Origin of the sequence: Alsobacter sp. KACC 23698 (genome assembly GCF_045348435.1) — a bacterium.
In the GTDB taxonomy this organism is placed as follows: domain Bacteria; phylum Pseudomonadota; class Alphaproteobacteria; order Rhizobiales; family Beijerinckiaceae; genus Alsobacter.
This window is the reverse complement of record NZ_CP157484.1, coordinates 2,560,550-2,579,338: the sequence shown is the minus strand read 5'-3', so window position 1 is coordinate 2,579,338 and position 18,789 is coordinate 2,560,550. Positions and strand designations below refer to the sequence as shown.

The window sequence follows — 18,789 nt, the reverse complement described above, 5'->3', positions numbered from 1 at the left end:
CGGAACGCGAGAAAAGCGCCAGTCGCCAGGGGCCGTCATGAGCCGCCGCTATTTTGTCCTCCCGGCCGTCCTCCTGTTGTCCCTCGTGACAGCGGGGCCCGGCCGCGCCGACGACACGGTGATCCGCGAATTTTCGTCCGGCAGCGGCCCCGGGGCGGTCGGCATCGTGGAGCCGGGCGAGGACGCCGACACGGAAGGTCCGCAGGCGATCTACGCCGGCGACCGCGGCGAGATCTACCTTCTGGACCAGCTCAACGGGCGCATTCTGCAGTTCGACCCGAGCGAACCCTCCCGGCCGCCGCAATCGCTGGCGCTGCCTGAGGATCTCCGGCCGACCGACATCGTGGTCTCGGCGGACACGATCTACACCTGGGACGGTCAGGTGCGCGCCCTCCAGGCGACCGGGCCGGCGGATGCCCCGACCCGGGGCCTCAGCCTCACCCGGTCCGGCGAGCCGCCGGACGAGGCGATCGGGTCAGTCTTCGCCCAGATGGGGTCTCAGCCCATCGAGGCGGAGGACGGATTGACCCGGCGGGTCGGCCAGGCCGCGGGGCGCGGGCGCCAGGTCATCGCGTCGCACGGGCGCGGGGCCATGACGGCCGACTTCTCGCCGGCGGCCGACGAGGCCGGCGTGGAGATCAACCTTCGTCCGAAAGGGTCGGCTGCGGCCGCGTTGAGGCTGCGCCTGCAGGTGAGGAGCCGGCTCGGCGCCGTCGAGGTCCTGGACGTCGACAGGCAGGGCCGGGCCTATGTGCTGGCCGAGAACATTCCCACCGACTTCAGCGACCAGGCGTCCGCCTTCGTGGCCCGCTTCGCCGCCTCCGGCGCGCTCGAGGGCGTTCACGAGCTGCCCTTGGACAGCTCCGTCGCGGTGTCGCGCCGCTTCGTCACGGTGACGCCGAATGGCGACGTCTATTTCCTGCGCAACCGCAAGGGCGCGACGGACGTGCTGGGCGTCGGCTTCAGGCCGCTCAAGGGCGCGGGCGTCATCGACACCGGACCGCCCCGGCCGCAGCTTTCCTTCGCGGACCTGGCGCGCCGCCGGGGCGCCAACGCCGCCGTGCGGCCCCTGACCCGCGCGCGCGTGCTGGAGACGGCGCAGGCCTTCGCCACGATCAAGTGGCGCGTGAACCGGGGCGCCTATGGAGGCGACCCGGACAGCGTCTGCTCCGGCTTCAACCGCGTCCGGCGTCCGGGATATCTGCACGGCAAGGCCGACCAGGAGGTCCAGGGCATCCCCTATTGCTGGGGCTGCATGGGATCGCTGCCGCAGATCGCCAGCAATATCGAGCACGGCGTGAAGGCGGGCAACATCTGCACCCGCAACGACCCTCGCCGGGACGTGACCGGGGTCGACTGCTCGGCCTTCGTCAGCGCGTCTTGGGGGCTCGCCACCCATTTCACGACGATCGCCATTCCGTCCATCACCAAGCCGGTGTCCAACCCCTTCGAGCTCCTTCCGGGGGACGCCCTCAACAAGCCGGGCGCCCATGTGATGCTGTTCGTGCGCTTCACGCCCGATCGGAAGGCCGAGGTCATCGAAGCCTCCACGGGCGGCTGCAACGGCAAGGTCTGCAGGAACGTCTATCCGCTCGGCTCCCTGCTGGCCCGGGGATACCAGCCGGTGCGCTACCGCGGCCTGTTGGACGCTGCGGACCCGACCCCCGTGGCGACGGCTCGGCCCGGCGCAGCCGCGGCGGGCGCGAGGTGAGGTCCCGGCCCGCGTCTCGCCGGCCGCTAGCGGCCGTCGTCCTTGGCGGCGCGCTGGAGCGTCATGATCTCGACGGGCTCGGTGAAGCCCTTCAGCCTGGCCCCGCCGAGCCTGACGAAGCGGGCCCTGTCCATGACGGCCCTGACGACGGGGCTGGCCGTCCCGGTCATTTGGGCCTCGGCGAGCGTGTCGCGCGCGATGATGATGCCCACGCCGTACTCGTTGCAGAGTCCCTCGAGGCGCGCGGCCATGTTCATGGGCTCGCCGATCGCGCTGAAATTCATCTTCTGCTTCGAGCCGTAATTCCCCACGAAGGCGAGGCCGGTCGCCACCGCGACCTTGAAGTGAAGCTGGTCGCCGGCCTCGTCCGCCAGTTCGGCGTCGGTTTCGAAGATCTCGATCGCAGCCGCGATGGCCCGGGCGGCGTGATCCGGCTGTTCGCCCACGGCGTTCCAGAACGCGATGACGGCGTCGCCGTCGAACTTGTCGAGGCAGGCGTCGTACCGGTCCAGGATCTTCTGCACGTCCGCGAATTTGCGGTTGAGAGCCTGCATGATGGCGGTGGGTTCATCGCGGCGGGAGTTGCAGAACTGGATGAAGCTGCGCAGGTCGGCGAACAGCACCGAGATGGCCCGCTCCTCGCCTTCCACGATCTCGTCGCGCTGGAGGGCGGCGGCCACGACCTTGGCGGGCAGGTAGCGGCCGAACGAGATGCGCAGGTCGGCCAGCGCGAGGTCTCGTTGCACGGCCAGCGTCATGGTGCCCAGTAGCCCGAGCGCGCTCACGAACAGGAGCGTGTGCCCGAGCGGAAGCCATAGCTGAAGCGCCTCGATCGCCGCCGCCTCGACGCCGACGAAGGCGAGCGCCAGCCCGGCGATCGATCCGACCACGCCCGCGAAGGCGACGATGCTGGTGGAGAACAACGCCGGGCGTTCGGCCGGCAGCCGGACGACTCGGCGCGTCAGGGTGAAGAAGAGCAGCAGGCCCAGCGAGGCCATCACGGCGCTCGCGGCCGCGCGCGCGCCTGCGTCCGCCAGCCGCGGCGTATCCGGGGCCGCCGCGCTCTCGACCGCCGCCGCCTGGAGGAGGACGCCCGGCACCAGGTTCCGGTCGCCGAAATCGAGGTCGAGCATGCCGGGCCGGCACGGATCGGGCGAGAGGAGCGGAGCGCCCTGGGTCATGAAGCGGTCCGGCCCGCGCCGCAGGTCCTCGCCGACGATGCCGGTGCCGACGAGCACGTTGCGCCCGCCCAGGATGGCCTTGAGCCGGGCCGGACCGTCGGGCGTCCTCCGGCACGCCTCGAAGCGCGCGACGGAGAGAAGCGGGGCCGACCGCAAGGGCGCGCGCGGGAACAGCAGGAAGCGACTGGCGTCCCGGATGGCGATTTCGCCATCGTCGCGCATGGCGACGAGTTCGGCGAACCCGGCCTGGATCTCGCCCGACGGCAGGCGAAGGCGGGTGGCGATGCTGCGCACGACGCCGTCCTCCTCGGACTGGAGGTCGACCACGCCGATCCCGGCCGGCCCCACCAGGTCGCGATAGGCGGCCGCCGGCCTGACCGTCGGATAGGAGCCGAGGATCACCCGCCCTTCCTCGCCGGCGAGCAGGTCGCGCATGGGCTTGTCGTAGGACTTCAGGTCGGCGCCGCCGATGTCGAGATCGGCGGGATCCAGCGCGAGAACGAGGTCGAAGGCCACTTTGCGGGCGCCGAGGTCGAGGGCCCGGCGGCCGAGCTCGGCGAGGTGCGGATGCTGCAGCGCGCGGGGCGCGGTGGACCATGGCGCGTGGTCGAGGGTGTCCTGGTCGATCAGCAGGATGAAGGTCGTCGGCCACGCCTCCTGCGTGCGCCTGAAGCGCAGGAGCGCCGCCGAGACGTCGTAGAGCAGCGCGTTGGGGCCCGAGAGGGCGCCGAGGGCGCCGTTGAAGGTGCTGGAATAGCCCAGGGCGGCGGCGACCAGGACGGCCGCGACGGCGAAGGCCGACGGAAGCGCCTTTTTCCGGCGGAAGACGTCGAGCAGCGCCGTGCGTCTGGTCATCGGGCTCGCATGGCGTCCTTCATTTGGCGGAGGCCGGCGGCCGGAGCGAGCGCAGCAGGACGCCGCCGGTTTCGCTGGGCGTCGACGCGACGGCGCATGCGCCCGTAGCGGCCACGCGCGGACCGCCGGGGTCGCTGTTGATCCCGACATGCCCCACATAGGCCGCGCCGGCGCCGTCGACCCTGAACGTCCTGCTCGCGCCCTCGTGGCAGATCGCGACGCTTTCGTTGCTGCGCAGCACGATCATCGCGCCCGGCGACAGGGGCTGCATCAGCGTCACCGGCCCGAGCCGACCGTCGGCGTCCAGGACCTGCGGCTTGCCGCGGACGGCGGACACGAAGCCGACATTGGCGTTTGCGGCGGGCAGGTTCTGCGACACCGCCATGGACGCGCAGAACGCAAGCAGCGACAGCGGCCCCATCAGGCGCATGTCACGCAACGTTGAATGGACCATGTGATCCTCCATCGGAGTGCGAGGTCCGCGATGTCTCGACGTCGGGCGACACTATTTCAGATCATAGCCTGCGGACGTGTCGAAAGACACGGCCATCGCAGGTCTTCGTCGCAGGTTCGCCAGGGCCCGGAGTGGCGGGAGAGATGTGATCCAGCGCACGCGGCGGGACGGCGTCTGATTGCGACAAGGCCGGAAAGGGCTTATTCTTCAGTGATCCGGGACAAGCGAGATTTTTCTCCCGCATGACCTGCGAACTGGATCGTGAGTTCGATGAAGTGGTCTTTATCACAGTGCATCGGCCTCATCGCGGCGTTGATCTTGGCGTTGCTTTCCGATTCAGCGCTGGCCGAACGTCGCGTGGCGCTCGTCATCGGGAATGCGAACTATAAGAAGATCAACCGGCTCGAAAACCCGGTGAATGACGCCCCCGACATCAGCGAGGCGCTGCGGAAGGTAGGCTTCGAAGTCATCGTCAAGACGGACACGGACAAGGGCGGCTTCGACCGCGCGCTCTCGGAGTTCGCCCGCAAGGCGGCGGGTTCCGACGCGGCGTTGTTCTACTACGCCGGCCATGGCATCCAGTACCAGAAGCAGAACTACCTCCTGCCCGTGGACATCGAGGTGGAGGACTACAACGACGTCGAATTCCAGGCCGTGAACGTCACCCGGGTGATGACGGCGCTGGAACGCACGACAGGCGTCAAGATCATCATCCTCGACGCGTGCCGGGACAATCCGCTGGACCGGATGCTCTCCCAATCGACCCGAAGCGCCTATGGGGTCACGCGCGGGCTGGCCCGGATCGACCGCACCGAGGGCCTGGTGATCGCCTATGCGACAGCCCCGGACCAGGTCGCGCAGGACGGCTCGGGCCGCAACAGCCCGTTCACCGAAGCGCTGATCCGGCGCCTCGCGGAGCCTGGGCTGGAGATCGCGACCCTGTTCCGGCGCGTCACGCAGGACGTCTATGAACGCACCAACGGGCGCCAGCGCCCGGAAGTCTCGATCTCGCTGCTCAGCGACTATTTCCTGAACCTGGGGGATTCCGACGGGCTGGTCTGGGGACGGATCAGGGATTCCGCCGATCCGGCGGACTTCCGAACCTTCATGGCCAAATATCCGAATTCGCCTTTCGCCCGGGAGGCGCAGTATCGGCTCGACCTCTTCGCCCGCATCCGGCGCGAGGAAGACGAGCGCGTGGCGCGCGAACAGGAGAAAGCGCGCGAGCGGGAGCGCCTGCAGCGCGAGGCGCTGGAGCAGGACCGGGCGCGGCTCGAGGCGCAGCGCAAGGTCTTCGAGCGGCTCGAAGCTGAGGCCGCCAAGGAAGCGGCCCGGATCGCCGCCGAGCGCCAGGAAGAGGCGCGGCTGGAGAACGAGCGCGTGGAGGCCGAGAAGCGGGAGGCGTCGCGCAAGGAATCCGAACGGATCATCGTCCAGAAGCGCATCGACGCGGAGCGCGCCGCAGCAGCCCGGCGCGAGGCCGACCGGGTTGCGGCCGAAGATCTCGCGCGCCGCCAGGCCGAGCAGCGCGAGGCGGACAGGCGCGAGGTGGAGCGCATCGCTGCGCAAAAGCGCATCGAGGCGGACCGGCTGCGCGAAGCCGCCGCCGAAGCGGAGCGCCAGGACGCGCTGAGGGCCGCCGAGCAGCAGCGCGAGGCGATCCGCCGCGAGGTCGAGCAACTCGCCGCCAAGCGACGCGCTGAAGGCGAGCGGCTGGCGCGCGTCACGGACGCGGCGAACGACGCCGGCCCGGCCGCCGCGCCGGACGCGGGTCTGTCGCGCCAGATCGGAGCCGCCCTGACGGATGCGGAACGCCATGAGGTGGAGCGGATCGCCGCGGAGCACAGGAGGGAGCAGGAAGCGGCCGCGGCCGAGCAGAGGGAGCTTCAGCGCCTGCGCGCAAAGCGCAAGCTGGCGAGCGGCAAGGAAGCCAAGCGCCTCGACGCCGCGATCCGGGCCCTCGAAGCGGCGGCGGCGTCACGGGCCGCTCCGGACCGCAACGCCGCCACGGAGCAGGTCCGCTGAGCTTAAAGGTCGCGGGCGACCCGCAGGCCGTTGGCGTAGAAGCGAACGTCGTAGTCGTATTTGTAGCGTGAGGCGGAGCGCACATAGCGCTGGTCGTTGTTGAAGGAACCGCCCCGCAGGACGCGCTCCTGGCAGCGCGGTTTGGTCCAGGCCGAGCCGTCCGTGGGCGCGGACTTGAAGGAGTCGTTCCAGCAATCCTCGACCCATTCGGCGACGTTGCCCACCATGTCGTACAGGCCGTACGCATTGGGCGGATAGGAGCCCGTCGCGACGGCGTTGGCGGACGGCTCCGGGTTGCACCCCATGCAGTTCGCCTTGCCCTTCTCCATGGCTTTGCCCCACGGATAGGTGGTGGTCGTCCCGGCGCGGGCGGCGAACTCCCATTCGCTTTCGGTCGGCAGGCGATAGGCCTTGCCGGTCTTCTTGGACAGCCACCCGACGAATTGCTGCGCGTCGTTCCAGTCGACGTTGCCGACCGGCCGCGATCCCCGTCCGGCGCCCCGGTCACTGGGCGAGAAGGCGCAGCCTCCCTCGGCCACGCAGGCGTCCCACTCGTCGAAGGTGACCTCGCGCTGGCCGAGATAGAAGGGCTTGCGGATCGACACCTGGTGCACCGGGGCCTCGAACGGGAAGAACTCCGTCGAGCCCATCATGAAGGTCCCGGCGGGGATCGGCACGAGGGCGGGACAGGTCTCGCAATCCCGCACCACGCCGGCCGGAGCGCCGGCCTGAGTCGCGGGCGGCGTCGGGGCCGGCCGGGCGGGCTCGGGCGCAGGCTTGATCACGACGCGGCCGGGGCCGGGAGACGCTCCCGCCTTGGCCTCCAGTTCGCGCAGGCGCGCGCGGGCCTGGGCGGCGTATTGTCCATTGGGATAGGCGTCGAGATAAGTCCGAAAGTCGGACGCCACGTCGCCGCCCTGGATCGAGTTCCAAAAGCGGCTCTCCAGCGAGTCCGCCTGGGCGGCGGGCGCCGCCGGTCTGGCGGGCTCGGCGGGCTTGCGGGCCTGCGCCAGGCAGGCGCTCCAGCCCGAGGTCATCACGACGACGGTCAACCCGATCAGGATCTTCGCGGCGGCTTCGGCGCTTGTGGTTCGCAAGGCAGGTCGTGGTTCAGCGCACATAGACCGTGATCTTCTTGGACATGACAGGCGGCGTGTGCGGGATGTGATCGTGGTCGCCGAGCACAAGCTGCAACGTGTGCGGCCCCGGCGGCAGCGTCAGCAGCACCTCGGTCTGGCCGTTGCCGAGATGGATGTGGTTGTAGTCCGAGGGGATCGGACGGGAGAGGTCGCCGGGCTCGACGTCGACCAGGAGATGGTGGTGGCCCGTGTTCTCCTTGGTGACGCCCGCCGGCGCGACGCCCATCTCCTTCAGGCCGATGCGCACGGTGAACCGCTGCGGCACATGGATCCCGTCGAGGGGGTAGTGGAAGTAGACGAGCGCGCCGGGCGGGGCGGGGGTCCCGGCCGCGCTCATGCCGGCCCATCCCAGCGCGGCCAGGGCGAGCGCCAGGCCCGTCACGCACGTCGCGATCCTGTGTCCGTCGCTCATCGCCTGGGCTCCCCGACCGTCCGCCTCATCACCGCCGCCGCCGCTTCTTGGGTGCCATGACGGTGACCTCGATCCGCTCGGTCATCACCGGCGGATCGAAGGGCACGTGCTGGCTGTCGCCCAGGATCAATTGAAGCGTATGTTTGCCGGGCTTGAGAGTGATTTTCTTCTCAGTCTGGCCCGCGCCGAAGTGCAAATGACGGGGGTCGTTCGGGATCGGGCCGTCCAGTGCGGGCGTCTCCACGTCCACCAGGAGATGATGGTGGCCGGTGTTCTCCTTGGTCACGCCGGCCGGCGCCACGCCCATGTTGCGAAGGCCGAAGCGCACCGTGGTGTTGGGATAGATCAGCGCGCCTTTCGACGGATAGATGAAATAGACGGCCGCGTCGGGCGGCGCCGGCGTCCTGCCCGGGGCCGCCGAGGCCTGGGCCGGCGTCTGGGCGCCGGAAGCGTCGGACGCCACGACGTGGATGATCTTGGACATCACGGGCGGATCGTGCGGGACGTGCTCATGGTCGCCCAGCAGGAGCTGCAGCGTATGGGGGCCGGGCGTCAAGGTGAGGTCCACCTGCGTTTGCCCGCGGCCGAAATGCAGGTGGTTCGGGTCGCTCGGGATCTCACGGTCGAGGTCCGGGGTGGGCGCGTCCACGATCAGGTGATGGTGGCCTGACATCGGTTCATTGGAGCCGGCGGGCGACAGCTTCATGCCGGCGATCGCGAACCGGATCGTCGCCTTGGTCGGGATGGTCGCGCCATCCTCCAGGCCCACGAAGGAGACGCTGGCTCCGGGCGGCGCCGGCGAGCGCGGCTTCTCCACGGTGGCCTGATCGACGTGGACGTGCACGACCTCCGACACGATCGGCGGATTGTGCGGCAGGTGGTCGTTGTCGCCCAGGATCAGTTGGAGCGTGTGGTCCCCGGCAGGCAGGATGATCTCGGCTTCCGTCTGCGCCCGCCCGAAATGCAGATGGTTCAGGTCGCTCGGGATCGGCTGGTCCAGCGGCGGCAAGGGCGCGTCGACGAGAATGTGGTGATGGCCCGAATTGGGCTTGGCGACGCCGGCCGCGACGATGTCCACGTTCTCCGCGCCGAACTTCACCATGAAGCGCGACGGGACGGTCTGGCCGTCCTTCAGATCGACGAAGAAGACCTTGGCGTCCGGCCTGGCCGTCTTGCGCGCGGACTGTCCCTGCGCCTGCAGGGGGCCGCACAGCGCCAGGACGCCGACGATCAGGACGAGTTCACGGACAGGAAAAGTCTTGAGCATCGTCCACCCCCGGTTTCAGCAGGCTCCAAATGCTCGTTTTCTTATGCAAGCTAACAAAGGGAACGATCGTGGGCAAGGCAAGCCTCCGTGAATCACGATGAAGCGGCGAACTCGAAAACCGCGCGAAGTCTTGGGCCGCCCATCGCCGCCGGCCACGTCGTGCCGGCCAAAACTTGCGCGGCGCTACGGCGGCCGATTCCGAAAGGCTCAGGAGTGGAGTTTGAACTTCAGTCCATGGGAGAGCATCGTCCGCCTCACCATGGAGGACAGCAGATCGTAATACTGCTTCTTCTTGTCCTCGCTCCAGTCCTTCCACGGAATGCGTGGGCTGTAATAGTCCCGGTCGTCCTGTGACATCTGGGCATGCAGCGTCGTGAAGAAACGCTCGCGATCCACCGTGTTGAACGCCCGGCCCTTTCGGATGCCGAGCTCCAGCCCGGCGTTGTGAAGCTTTCGGAAGGTCTCGGCCTTTTCCGGATACTGCGTCTCGTAAGGGGCGTAACGCCATTCACGGCGCTCCTTGATGTAGCTGCTGGAGGCGCCGTTGGCCGACATGACCAGCCCATCCGCGAACCCGCCGAAGAAGTTGTCCCGGTTGCGCTTTTGCAGCGCCTCCATGTGAGGGCCGCCGATCGCGACCAGGGGACCGACCACGCCGGCGGCGGCGCCGCTGAAGATCAGGCCTCCTTCCAGGAAGGCGGGCAAGGCCAGCTCTGACACGCCGATCCCCATGTCGACCGCCCCATAGACGTCGAGGGTCTTTCCAAGCGTATCCAGGATGTTGCTGTCGTCGTATTGGGGGACGGAGATGTCGTCGCCGACGCCCTTGCTGCCCACGATGACGAGGCCGTCTCCCTCGAAGTCGATGGTGCGCGTCGGGATGAAGATGACGCCGGGCTTCGCGCTGTCGCTGAAAGCCCAGTTGCGCCGCCCGTCGGTGCTCACGTTGCAGCCGACATAGTTGCGCAGGTACCAGTTCACCTCGTTCGTGGTGTGCTGCTTCCTGCGGTCGACGACCACGTAGAAATTGAAGAACATCAGGTACCGGGCGCTCTTGACCTGGAAGTTGCGGGCGACCGTTTCCCAGGTGTCGCCGTCCTTGACCTTGTACCGGAAGGCGCCGCTCGGCAGCTCCCAGCGGATCGGGTAGTCCGGCCGGCGTTCATTGACGATCGGCGAGGCGAGGGACCTCGGGTCGGGGAGCGGTTCCATGGCGCTTAATCCTGCCTGTGCGTCCGGTGCGACGGCGTCATCGGTCGCCGCTCGTCGAAGGTGCCGCCGGCGCCGCGCGCACGCGGTGCGCCAGCACACGGGCGGACGTCGCCGCCGCGGGCCGAAGCGCCGGAAGCAAGATCCCGGAGGCTTTGCTTCATGACAAAGGCGCCGGGGCCGGCTGCCGGTAAGGTGCGGGCGGAGGCGCTGGTGGAACGATTTCGCTCCCGGATTCAGTTTGCGATCGCGGCGGCCGCGCTGGCGGGCGGGCTGGCGCTCGCCGGCCTCGACATGCCGGGCGCCGCCCGATGGGTCTGGGCGTCCGGGGCGGGGATCGTGCTGGCGGCGCTGCTGGTCGAAATCGTCAGGGCCCTCTCGCAAGGCCGCTTCGGCCTCGACCTTCTCGCTGCGCTGTCCATGGCGGGATCGCTCGCGCTGGGCGAGGAGCTGGCGGGCGCCGTGATCGCCCTCATGCTGTCCGGCGGCCAGCTCCTGGAGGCCTTTGCGGAGGGGCGCGCCCGGCGCGAGATGACCGCGCTCCTGGCCCGGGCGCCGCGGCGGGCGCAACGCTACGTGGACGGTCGCCTCGAGGATGCGCCGCTGGAGGACATCGCGCCAGGCGACCGGCTGCTCGTGCGTCCCGGCGACACCACCCCGGTCGACGGGATCGTGGCGGTCCGCGAAGCCGTCCTGGACGAAGCGGCGCTGACCGGAGAGCCGCTGCCGCGGATCCATGCGGTCGGGGACGAGGTCATGAGCGGCGCCGTCAACGCCGGAGGCGCGTTCGACCTCGTGGCGTCGCGGCCCGCGGCGGAGAGCACCTATGCCGGCATCGTGCGGCTGGTGGCCGCCGCGCAGGCCTCGCGCGCGCCGATGGCGAGGCTCGCCGATCGCTATGCGCTGGGGTTCCTGGCGGTTTCCGTCGCGCTGGCCGGCGCGGCCTGGCTGGCGTCGGGCGACCCGACCCGCGCCCTGGCCGTGCTGGTGGTGGCCACGCCATGCCCGCTGATCCTGGCCGTGCCGGTCGCCATCGTGGCGGGCGTGTCGCGCTGCGCGCATCGCGGCGTGCTGGTGAAGAGCGCCGGCGCGCTGGAGACGCTCGGGCGCGTGCGCACGCTGCTGCTCGACAAGACCGGAACGCTGACCGGAGGCGCGCCGGTGGTCGTCGGAGTGCACAGCGCCGGGCGGGCCTCCCGGGAGGAGGTGCTTCGCTCGGCGGGATCCCTGGCGCAGGCGTCTCCGCATGTGGTCTCGGCGGCGATTGCGGGCGGGGCGCGGCGCAGCGGGCTGGCGCTCTCGTCGCCGCTCGACGTGGTCGAGAGCCCGGGCGCCGGGCTGAGCGGCGAGGTCGACGGCGCGCCCGTTAGCGTCGGCTCCTTCGAACACGTTGCGGCCTCGGCCCAGCGCTGCGCCTGGGCCGACGATCATCGCGCCAGCGCGGAGGCGGCCGGGCGGATGACCGCCTTCGTCGGCGTCGGCGGCCGCTTCGCCGGGGCCATCACGCTGGCCGACGTGGTCAGGCCCGACGCGCGGGAGGCCCTGGCCGCGCTCCGCCGCGAGGGCGTCACGCGCATCGTGCTGGTGACGGGCGATTCCGCCGCGGTGGCCCACGCGGTCGCCGACGGGCTGGGGATCGACGAAGTCATCGCGCAGGCGACGCCCGCCCAGAAAGTCGAGGCCGTGCGCGCCGCCTCGGGCGGGGGCGCGACCATGATGGTCGGCGACGGCGTCAACGACGCGCCCGCGCTGGCGGCCGCCGATGTCGGGGTGGCCATGGGCTCGAAAGGCGCCGCGGCCTCGGCGGAAGCCGCCGACGTGGTGATCCTCGTCGACAGCCTCGACCGGCTTCCCGAGGCGGTGCGCACGGGCCGGCTCGCGACCAGAATCGCGATCCAGAGCGTGCTGGTCGGGATCGGCCTGTCCACGGCCGGGATGATCGCGGCCAGCTTCGGGCTTCTGACGCCGCTGGAGGGCGCGCTCGCCCAGGAGGCGATCGACGTCGCGGTCATCCTCAACGCTCTGCGGGCGCTCAGCATTTGAGGCTGCGCCTCGGCCACGGCGCAGGCGGCGGGACGCCATGCGGGGCGGAAGGAGACCGCGCCCCGGGCGGCGCTCCTTTTTCGGCAGGTGACGGTTGACAGGGACGGGGGCGTCCCGTAATTCACCCCCACCGCAGCGGACCACACGGTTCGCCCTGCGGGGGTGTAGCTCAGTTGGTTAGAGCGCCGGCCTGTCACGCCGGAGGCCGCGGGTTCGAGTCCCGTCACTCCCGCCACTTTCCTCTTGTCATCCAATTCATTGAAGCCGTTTCTTGCGGCTGCTTGTGAGCTAGTTGCGCCGCTCGTCGCGGCTGCCGGGAGGGCGCCATGGGGCTTGTCGCGTTCGTCGTGGAAGAGAGAGGGCAAGACCCTGGCGCGGCGGCCCTGCGCGTCGCTCCGCAAACAGGTCCTGACGAGTATTCCCGGGCTGTCGACGATCTGGTGAGCCGCAAGGCGCTGGACGATCCCGAGACCGCGCAGATGATCGCCGGGCATTTCGCCGAGGTGGTGCTGGCGAAGTATCTGGCCGGCGACGAGGCCGCGGCGCATCGCGCCGCCAACGCGCTCATCTCGGTCCTGGGGCAGCCCTATCTGAGCATCAGGGCCAACCGGCTGCGCGGCGACATCGAAATCCTGGACATCGCCAAGATCGACGCCAGGAGCGCGGACGAGGCCGAGGAGGCCTGGGCGGCGGCGCTGGAGCGGCCGTCCTCGACGCACTGACGCCGTCCCCGGCTCCTTCTGACCGGACGGCTACCGCCTTCCTGGTAAGTCTCCGTTAATCGGGATTCGGCAGGTTTTCCCCATCAAGACATGGGGACGACGATGACTTCTCACAGGACGAACCGCTCGCGATTCCTGGCCGCCGCCGCGATCGCCTTGGCCGCCGCCGCCTTCGGCGCGCCGGCGCAGGCCCGCGATGGACAGAACGGCGCGCTGTTCGGCGGGCTGGCCGCCGGGGCGGTGCTGGGAGGCGTGGTCGCCAACAGCATGAATCGCGGCCCGGTGTATCGGGAGGTGGAAGCTCCGCCCCCCGTCGTCTACGAGGAGTGCCGCCGCGTGCGCCGGCCGCTCTTCGACGAGTATGGCGCCGTCGCCGGATACCGCACCGTCCGCGTCTGCGACTGACCGTCTCAGGCCGGGGCCGCTCGAACCGCCGCGCGACGCCGCTCGGGAATTGCGCGGCGCGCCGGAGCGTGGGATGACCGGTCACCTGCGTCGCCGGGCCGTTCCGGGGCGTTCCACGCGGACGGACCCGGCGCGGCGCCGATCCGGTCGACGAAGACGGGTCATACGTGCGTTCGACGCTCGGCGTTCTCAGGGGCTGGTTCTTCAACCAGCCCTATCTTCTCCTGGTCTTCACCACCTTGATGTGGGGCGGCAACGTCGTCGCGGGCAAGCTCGCGGTCGGCGAGGTCTCGCCCATGATGGTCACCTTCCTGCGCTGGTTCATCTCCTTCGGGACGCTGGCGGTGGTGGCGCGGGGACCCATCCAGGCGGAATGGCGGCTGCTGCTGCCCCACTGGCGCTATGTCCTGATGATGGGCGCCATCGGCTTCACGGCCTTCAACGCCCTGTTCTATGAGGCGGCGCACTACACCACCGCCGTCAATATCGCGATCATCCAGGGGTCGACGCCGATCTTCATTCTGATCGGGGCGGTGCTGTTCTTCGGCGGCGCGGTCGGGCCGATCCAAGCCGCCGGGGTGGCGCTCACCATCCTGGGCGTGGCGCTGACGGCCTCGCACGGCGATGTCGGCGTTCTGACGGCGCTGTCGTTCAACCGGGGCGACCTGTGGCTGCTGGTCGCCAGCGTCCTCTACGCGGCCTATACGATCCTGCTGCGCAGGCGCCCGGCGACGTCCGGCCTGGTGTTCTTCGCCGCCCTGGCGCTCGCCGCCTGCATCACCTCGGTCCCGCTCGTGATCGCCGAGGCCGTCGCGGGCCAATTGCAATGGCCGACCCTGAAGGGATGGGCCGTCCTTCTCTATGTGGCGTGGCTGCCGTCGCTGCTGTGCCAGATCTGCTATATCCGGGCGCTGGAGCTCATCGGCCCGAGCCGCGCGAGCGCGTTCTACAACCTCGTGCCGGTCTTCGGCGCGCTTCTCTCCACGACGCTCCTGCGCGAGCCGTTCTCGCTCTCCGATGCGTTGGCGCTCGCCATGGTGATCGGCGGGATCCTGGTCGCGGAGCGGGGCAGGGCCCGGTGACGGGCCCGCCATTGCGGCCGTCCCCGGTGGACAAGCCGGCCCGCGACGTTGACTTGACTCGCCTCGCGACCAAAGCATGAAGCGGCAAACGGACGAGACAGCGTGACCACAGAATCGCAAACCCGGCCTTCGATCCGCTTTCGTGGACGAAATTTCCTCGCCCTCGTGGTGGCGCCGGATCCGCCCCTGGACAGGTGGCTGGCCGACCTCGACGACTGGCTGACCCGCGCGCCGTCCTTCTTCAAGGGGCGGCCGGTGGTGCTCGACCTCTCGGCGCTGCGCATGGACCAGAGCGATATTCCCACGCTGGTGGCGGCGCTGCAGGCGCGCAATGTGCGCGTCATGGGCGTCGACGGGGCCGACGTCGAGTGGCTCGGGATTGGAACGCCGGCGCAGCTTCTCGGCGGCAAGGCCGATCCCTCGCCCGAGTTTCGATCCGGAGCCGCGCCGGTCGCGGCCGCCGCGCCTGCGGCGCCTGAGCCGGTTGCGGCTGTCGAGGCGGCGGCGCCGATCGAGGCCGCCGCGGAGGGCGAGGCCACCTCGCTGGTGATTCCCGAGCCGATCCGCTCCGGGCAGCAGATCTATTTCCCCAGGGGTGACGTGACGGTCATCGGCGCGGTGCAGTTCGGGGCCGAGATCGTGGCCGGCGGCTCGATCACGGTGCACGGAGCGCTGCGCGGGCGCGCCATCGCGGGCGTGTCGGGCAACGGAAAGTCGCGGATCTTCTGCCGGCGGTTCGAGGCCGAGCTCCTGGCCATCGACGGCGTCTACCGCACCGCCGATGACGTCGACCCCGGTTTCATCGGCAAGCCCGTGCAGGCGTGGCTGGAGAACGACACGCTGCGCACGGCGCTGCTGGACTGAGCCTCAGAGCCCCAGATAGGCCTGCCGGACGCGGTCGTCTTCGAGGAGATCTCGGCCGGCGCCCGACAGCGTCACGCGCCCGTTCTCCAGCACATAGGCGCGGGACGCCAGACGCAGCGACACGGCCACGTTCTGCTCCACGAGGACGCAGGTCAGTCCGGCCCGATTGAGCTCCACGACGGCGCCCAGCACCTGCTGGACCATCGCGGGCGAGAGGCCGAGCGAGGGTTCGTCGAACATCACCAGCTCGGGCTCGCCCATGAGGCAGCGCGCGATGGCGAGCATCTGCTGCTCGCCGCCCGACAGCGTGCCGGCGAGCTGCGCATGCCGGTCGGCGAGGCGCGGAAACATCGCAAACATGCGCTCCAGATTGGCGGCGCGCCTCGCCCGTCCGCGCGCCAGCATGGAGCCCATCAGCAGGTTCTCGCGCACGCTGAGCGTGGGGAACACCTGCCGGCCCTCGGCGACCTGCCCGACGCCGAGATCGCACACGACATGGCTCGGTTGTCCGGCGATGTCGCGGCCCTTCCACAGGATCTCGCCGCGCGACGGCCGCAGCATGCCGGCGATGGTGCGGATCAGGGACGTCTTGCCCGCGCCGTTCGCGCCCACGATGGCGACGATCGCCCCGGCGGGGACGTCGAGCGACACGCCGTCCAGGGCCTGCGCGTCGCCATAGCTCAGATCCAGGTTCCTGACCTGCAGCATCAGCCGAGCGCTCCGACCGGATGGTCCGCCTGGCCGAGATAGGATTCGATGACGGCCGGGTCGCGGGTGACGTCTTCGGGCGCGCCCTCGGCGATGGTCGCCCCGTGGTGAAGGACATGGATGCGGTCCGCCAGCGCCATCACGGCGCGCATGACATGCTCGATCATCAGGATGGTGAGGCCCTGCGACCTGTTCAGATCCTTGAGGATGTCCACCATGCGATCCGTCTCGGCGGGACGCAGCCCGGCCATGACCTCGTCCAGCAGCAGGAGGCGAGGGCGCGTGGCCAACGCGCGGGCGACCTCCAGGCGCTTGCGGTCGGGCAGCGTAAGGGAGGCCGCTTTCCGGGCTCGGATGTCCCACAGATCGAGGAGGCGCAGGACGTCGCTCGCCGCCCCACGCGCGGCTTCCACGTCGGACTCGTGCAGGAGCGCTCCGATGATCGCGTTCTCCAGCACGCTGAGATGAGGGAAGGGTCGGACGATCTGGAAGGTGCGGGCGAGCCCCAGCGCGCAGATCGCGTCCGGGCTGAGCCCGTCGATGCGGCGTCCGTCGAAAGCGATCGCGCCCTGTTCCGGCCGGTACACGCCGGCGATGAGGTTGAACAGCGTCGTCTTGCCGGCCCCGTTCGGGCCGATGACGGCGAAAATGGCGCCCTGTTCGACCTCGAACGAGACCGAGTCAACGGCCAGCAGGCCCCTGAACCGCTTCGACGCGCTCTGGACGGAGAGGAGCGCGCTCATGCGTCGGCCTCGGGGATGCCGAGACGCTTCTTCAGGGCCGGCCAGAGGCCGTTCGGGGCCAGGATGACGATGATCATGAGGCAGACGCCGTAGAACACCGCCTTGGTTCCGGGCGCGTTGAGCCCCAGGGCGTTCGTCGCCGCAATCAGGATCTCGCCCAGCGGCGTCAGGATGAACGCGCCCAGGACGGGGCCGAACAGCGTGCCGATGCCGCCCACGATGGGACCGAGGATCATCTCGATCGAGCGGGACATGTCGAACACCTGACCGGGGAAGAGGTTGTTGTAATAGAACGCGTAGAACACGCCGCCGAGGCTCGTCAGCGCGGCGGACACGACGACGGCCGCCATCCTGGCCCGGAACACATCCACGCCCAGCGCCCGGGCGGCTTCGGCGTCCTCGCGAACGGCGAGCCAGCGATAGCCCAGCCGCGAATGGCGCAGCGCCGCGCAGAGAACGAAAGCCCCGGCCGCCATCGCGAGCGCGACATAGTAGAAGAAGAGCGGCCCGCCGCGCAGGTTCCACCACTCCCCGGCGCCGCCCGCGCTCACCGGCAGGAACAGGCCTGCCGCGCCTCCGGTCCAGCCCAGATGATCGAAGCCGACGCGCGCCACCTCCGCAAACGCGATGGTGAGGAGGGAGAAATACACGCCCTCGATCCGGAACCGGAAGCCGAGCCAGCCGATCGCCGCGCCGGCCGCCACCGACAGGAGCGCCGAGAGCCAGAGTCCGGCCCAGGGTCCGACCCCATAACGCACGAAGAGCGCGGCCGCCACATAGGCGCCGAGCCCGACATAGAGGGCGTGGCCCAGCGACAGCAAGCCGGCGAAGCCCATCATGACGTTCCAGGCCTGGCCCACATAGGCGAACCAGAACACCAGGACGAAGACGGAGAGGAGATAGCGGTCCAGCGCCAGCGGGGCGAGGAGCAGCGCGAAAAACAGCCCCGCCAGGAGCGCGACGGCCCGCGGCGGGGCGGAGCGAAGGAGCCGGGCGATCATGCGGGGCGCCGCCCCATCAACCCTTGCGGGCGAAACGCGAGCACGATGACGAGCAGCGCGAAGGAGATCATGCTCTTGAGCGACGGCGCCGCCACAACGCTCGCCAGCGCCTCGGCGACGCCGATCAGGAGCCCGCCGGCCAGTGCGCCCATCATGGAGCCCAGCCCGCCGATGATCACGATCGTGAAGGCGAGCAGCGTGAAGGAGGGCGCCAGCATCGGGGTGACGTCCGTCAGAGCCACCATCAGCGACCCCGCGGCGCCGACGCAGGCGAGGCCGAGCGCGAAGGTCAGCGCGTAGAGGCGCTTGACGTCGAGGCCCACGACGGCCGCGCCGACGAGGTTGTCGGCGCAGGCCCGGATGGCCGTCCCGGTCAAGGTGAAGCGGAAGAACGCAAACAACAGCCCGCACACGACGAGGGCGGCGAGCGCGGCGTAGACACGCACCTTGTCGACGATGATCTCGGCGGAGAAGCCGGTCGGCACGAGCCAGCTGTCGAACGAGTAGGACAGGTTGGCGTGGCGCGCGTCGGGGCCGAAGATCATCAGCAGGCCGTTGACCATGATGATCGCGAGGCCGACCAGCAGGATGAACTGCTCGTGCTCCGGCCGTGTGATGAAGGGGTTGATCAACGCCCGCTGCAGGCCGTAGCCGATGACGAAGAACAGGGCCGCGATCGGCGCCATGGCGATGAAGGGATCGAGGCCGAGCCCCGTGAACAGCACGAAGGCCGCATACATGCCCAGCACGGCGAATTCGCCATGGGCGAAGTTCACCACCCGCACCACCCCGAAAATCACCGACAGTCCGAGCGCCATCAGACCGTAGACGAGACCGGTCAGGACGCCTTGAACCAGGACTTCGAGATAGAGACTGAGGGACATCGGCGGGCGGCGGGAGGATGGGCGAGGCGGCGGGATCGCGCGTGCTGAATGCGCTGAAGCGCGGGAGAACGCAAGCACTGGCGT

General features: G+C 69.7%; 17 protein-coding genes and 1 tRNA gene. 8 read left to right on the top strand and 10 right to left on the bottom strand.

The window, feature by feature from the left end:
- Positions 1 to 37 precede the first annotated feature (37 nt).
- Complete coding sequence (locus ABEG18_RS12010) at positions 38 to 1,711, top strand: hypothetical protein (protein ID WP_406858290.1); 1,674 nt, start codon at positions 38 to 40, stop codon at positions 1,709 to 1,711.
- A gap of 26 nt (positions 1,712 to 1,737) precedes the next feature.
- Here ABEG18_RS12010 and ABEG18_RS12005 read toward each other — a convergent pair whose 3' ends face one another.
- Both ABEG18_RS12005 and ABEG18_RS12000 read right to left on the bottom strand, forming a co-directional pair.
- Positions 1,738 to 3,747, bottom strand: coding sequence for an adenylate/guanylate cyclase domain-containing protein (locus tag ABEG18_RS12005; protein WP_406858289.1), 2,010 nt, complete (start codon positions 3,745 to 3,747; stop codon positions 1,738 to 1,740).
- 19 nt (positions 3,748 to 3,766) lie between these two features.
- Positions 3,767 to 4,201: a hypothetical protein gene (locus tag ABEG18_RS12000; protein ID WP_406858288.1), complete on the bottom strand. Its 435-nt coding sequence runs from the start codon at positions 4,199 to 4,201 to the stop codon at positions 3,767 to 3,769.
- A gap of 270 nt (positions 4,202 to 4,471) precedes the next feature.
- Here ABEG18_RS12000 and ABEG18_RS11995 point away from each other — a divergent pair, with 270 nt between their 5' ends.
- Positions 4,472 to 6,226: a caspase family protein gene (locus ABEG18_RS11995; RefSeq protein WP_406858599.1), complete on the top strand. Its 1,755-nt coding sequence runs from the start codon at positions 4,472 to 4,474 to the stop codon at positions 6,224 to 6,226.
- A 2-nt stretch (positions 6,227 to 6,228) separates the two neighbouring features.
- Here ABEG18_RS11995 and ABEG18_RS11990 read toward each other — a convergent pair whose 3' ends face one another.
- From ABEG18_RS11990 to ABEG18_RS11975, 4 genes are all read right to left on the bottom strand, one after another.
- Positions 6,229 to 7,323, bottom strand: a complete 1,095-nt coding sequence (locus tag ABEG18_RS11990) for an SUMF1/EgtB/PvdO family nonheme iron enzyme (RefSeq protein ID WP_406858287.1) — start codon at positions 7,321 to 7,323, stop codon at positions 6,229 to 6,231.
- A 13-nt stretch (positions 7,324 to 7,336) separates the two neighbouring features.
- Entirely contained in the window at positions 7,337 to 7,777 is a 441-nt protein-coding gene (locus tag ABEG18_RS11985; RefSeq protein ID WP_406858286.1) for a DUF4399 domain-containing protein, read from the bottom strand.
- Between the two features lie 28 nt (positions 7,778 to 7,805).
- Positions 7,806 to 9,044 (bottom strand): DUF4399 domain-containing protein, encoded by a 1,239-nt coding sequence (locus ABEG18_RS11980; RefSeq protein WP_406858285.1) that lies wholly within the window; start codon positions 9,042 to 9,044, stop codon positions 7,806 to 7,808.
- A 207-nt stretch (positions 9,045 to 9,251) separates the two neighbouring features.
- Complete coding sequence (locus ABEG18_RS11975) at positions 9,252 to 10,256, bottom strand: hypothetical protein (RefSeq protein WP_406858284.1); 1,005 nt, start codon at positions 10,254 to 10,256, stop codon at positions 9,252 to 9,254.
- Between the two features lie 159 nt (positions 10,257 to 10,415).
- Between ABEG18_RS11975 and ABEG18_RS11970 the strand changes: the two genes are divergently transcribed.
- The 6 genes from ABEG18_RS11970 to minC all read left to right on the top strand — a co-directional run bounded on the left by ABEG18_RS11970 (position 10,416) and on the right by minC (position 15,369).
- On the top strand, positions 10,416 to 12,296 hold the full coding sequence (locus tag ABEG18_RS11970; RefSeq protein ID WP_406858283.1) for a heavy metal translocating P-type ATPase: 1,881 nt from the start codon (positions 10,416 to 10,418) through the stop codon (positions 12,294 to 12,296).
- Between the two features lie 158 nt (positions 12,297 to 12,454).
- Positions 12,455 to 12,531: transfer RNA gene (locus ABEG18_RS11965), tRNA-Asp, on the top strand.
- A 91-nt stretch (positions 12,532 to 12,622) separates the two neighbouring features.
- Positions 12,623 to 13,018 carry a hypothetical protein gene (locus ABEG18_RS11960; protein WP_406858282.1) on the top strand — a complete coding sequence of 132 codons (396 nt, stop codon included), beginning with the start codon at positions 12,623 to 12,625 and terminating at the stop codon, positions 13,016 to 13,018.
- Positions 13,019 to 13,120: 102 nt separating this feature from the next.
- Complete coding sequence (locus ABEG18_RS11955; protein WP_406858281.1) at positions 13,121 to 13,423, top strand: hypothetical protein; 303 nt, start codon at positions 13,121 to 13,123, stop codon at positions 13,421 to 13,423.
- A 167-nt stretch (positions 13,424 to 13,590) separates the two neighbouring features.
- Entirely contained in the window at positions 13,591 to 14,505 is a 915-nt protein-coding gene (locus ABEG18_RS11950) for a DMT family transporter (protein WP_406858280.1), read from the top strand.
- 102 nt (positions 14,506 to 14,607) lie between these two features.
- A complete protein-coding gene (minC, locus tag ABEG18_RS11945; RefSeq protein WP_406858279.1) occupies positions 14,608 to 15,369 on the top strand; it encodes a septum site-determining protein MinC in 762 nt (253 codons plus the stop codon).
- 3 nt (positions 15,370 to 15,372) lie between these two features.
- Here minC and ABEG18_RS11940 read toward each other — a convergent pair whose 3' ends face one another.
- From ABEG18_RS11940 to ABEG18_RS11925, 4 genes are read right to left on the bottom strand one after another with little or no spacing between them, the layout of a single operon-like run.
- Positions 15,373 to 16,077 (bottom strand): ABC transporter ATP-binding protein, encoded by a 705-nt coding sequence (locus ABEG18_RS11940; protein ID WP_406858278.1) that lies wholly within the window; start codon positions 16,075 to 16,077, stop codon positions 15,373 to 15,375.
- Positions 16,077 to 16,820, bottom strand: a complete 744-nt coding sequence (locus tag ABEG18_RS11935; RefSeq protein ID WP_406858277.1) for an ABC transporter ATP-binding protein — start codon at positions 16,818 to 16,820, stop codon at positions 16,077 to 16,079. Before ABEG18_RS11935 ends, ABEG18_RS11940 begins: the two co-directional genes overlap by 1 nt.
- Positions 16,817 to 17,821 (bottom strand): branched-chain amino acid ABC transporter permease, encoded by a 1,005-nt coding sequence (locus ABEG18_RS11930; RefSeq protein WP_406858276.1) that lies wholly within the window; start codon positions 17,819 to 17,821, stop codon positions 16,817 to 16,819. The genes ABEG18_RS11935 and ABEG18_RS11930 overlap by 4 nt, the downstream gene beginning before the upstream one ends.
- A complete protein-coding gene (locus ABEG18_RS11925) occupies positions 17,818 to 18,705 on the bottom strand; it encodes a branched-chain amino acid ABC transporter permease (protein ID WP_406858275.1) in 888 nt (295 codons plus the stop codon). The genes ABEG18_RS11930 and ABEG18_RS11925 overlap by 4 nt, the downstream gene beginning before the upstream one ends.
- Between the last annotated feature and the right edge of the window lie 84 nt (positions 18,706 to 18,789).

Excerpts from the sequence above, each read along its gene's own strand:
- ABEG18_RS11975 (WP_406858284.1), bottom strand. The coding sequence starts at position 10,256 with ATGGAACCGCTCCCCGACCCGAGGTCCCTCGCCTCGCCGATCGTCAAT.
- ABEG18_RS11935 (WP_406858277.1), bottom strand. The coding sequence starts at position 16,820 with ATGAGCGCGCTCCTCTCCGTCCAGAGCGCGTCGAAGCGGTTCAGGGGC.
- ABEG18_RS11960 (WP_406858282.1), top strand. The coding sequence starts at position 12,623 with ATGGGGCTTGTCGCGTTCGTCGTGGAAGAGAGAGGGCAAGACCCTGGC.
- ABEG18_RS11930 (WP_406858276.1), bottom strand. The coding sequence starts at position 17,821 with ATGATCGCCCGGCTCCTTCGCTCCGCCCCGCCGCGGGCCGTCGCGCTC.
- ABEG18_RS11985 (WP_406858286.1), bottom strand. The coding sequence starts at position 7,777 with ATGAGCGACGGACACAGGATCGCGACGTGCGTGACGGGCCTGGCGCTC.
- ABEG18_RS12005 (WP_406858289.1), bottom strand. The coding sequence starts at position 3,747 with ATGACCAGACGCACGGCGCTGCTCGACGTCTTCCGCCGGAAAAAGGCG.
- ABEG18_RS11980 (WP_406858285.1), bottom strand. The coding sequence starts at position 9,044 with ATGCTCAAGACTTTTCCTGTCCGTGAACTCGTCCTGATCGTCGGCGTC.
- ABEG18_RS11955 (WP_406858281.1), top strand. The coding sequence starts at position 13,121 with ATGACTTCTCACAGGACGAACCGCTCGCGATTCCTGGCCGCCGCCGCG.
- ABEG18_RS11970 (WP_406858283.1), top strand. The coding sequence starts at position 10,416 with ATGACAAAGGCGCCGGGGCCGGCTGCCGGTAAGGTGCGGGCGGAGGCG.
- ABEG18_RS11925 (WP_406858275.1), bottom strand. The coding sequence starts at position 18,705 with ATGTCCCTCAGTCTCTATCTCGAAGTCCTGGTTCAAGGCGTCCTGACC.
- ABEG18_RS12010 (WP_406858290.1), top strand. The coding sequence starts at position 38 with ATGAGCCGCCGCTATTTTGTCCTCCCGGCCGTCCTCCTGTTGTCCCTC.
- ABEG18_RS12000 (WP_406858288.1), bottom strand. The coding sequence starts at position 4,201 with ATGGTCCATTCAACGTTGCGTGACATGCGCCTGATGGGGCCGCTGTCG.
- ABEG18_RS11995 (WP_406858599.1), top strand. The coding sequence starts at position 4,472 with ATGAAGTGGTCTTTATCACAGTGCATCGGCCTCATCGCGGCGTTGATC.
- ABEG18_RS11940 (WP_406858278.1), bottom strand. The coding sequence starts at position 16,077 with ATGCTGCAGGTCAGGAACCTGGATCTGAGCTATGGCGACGCGCAGGCC.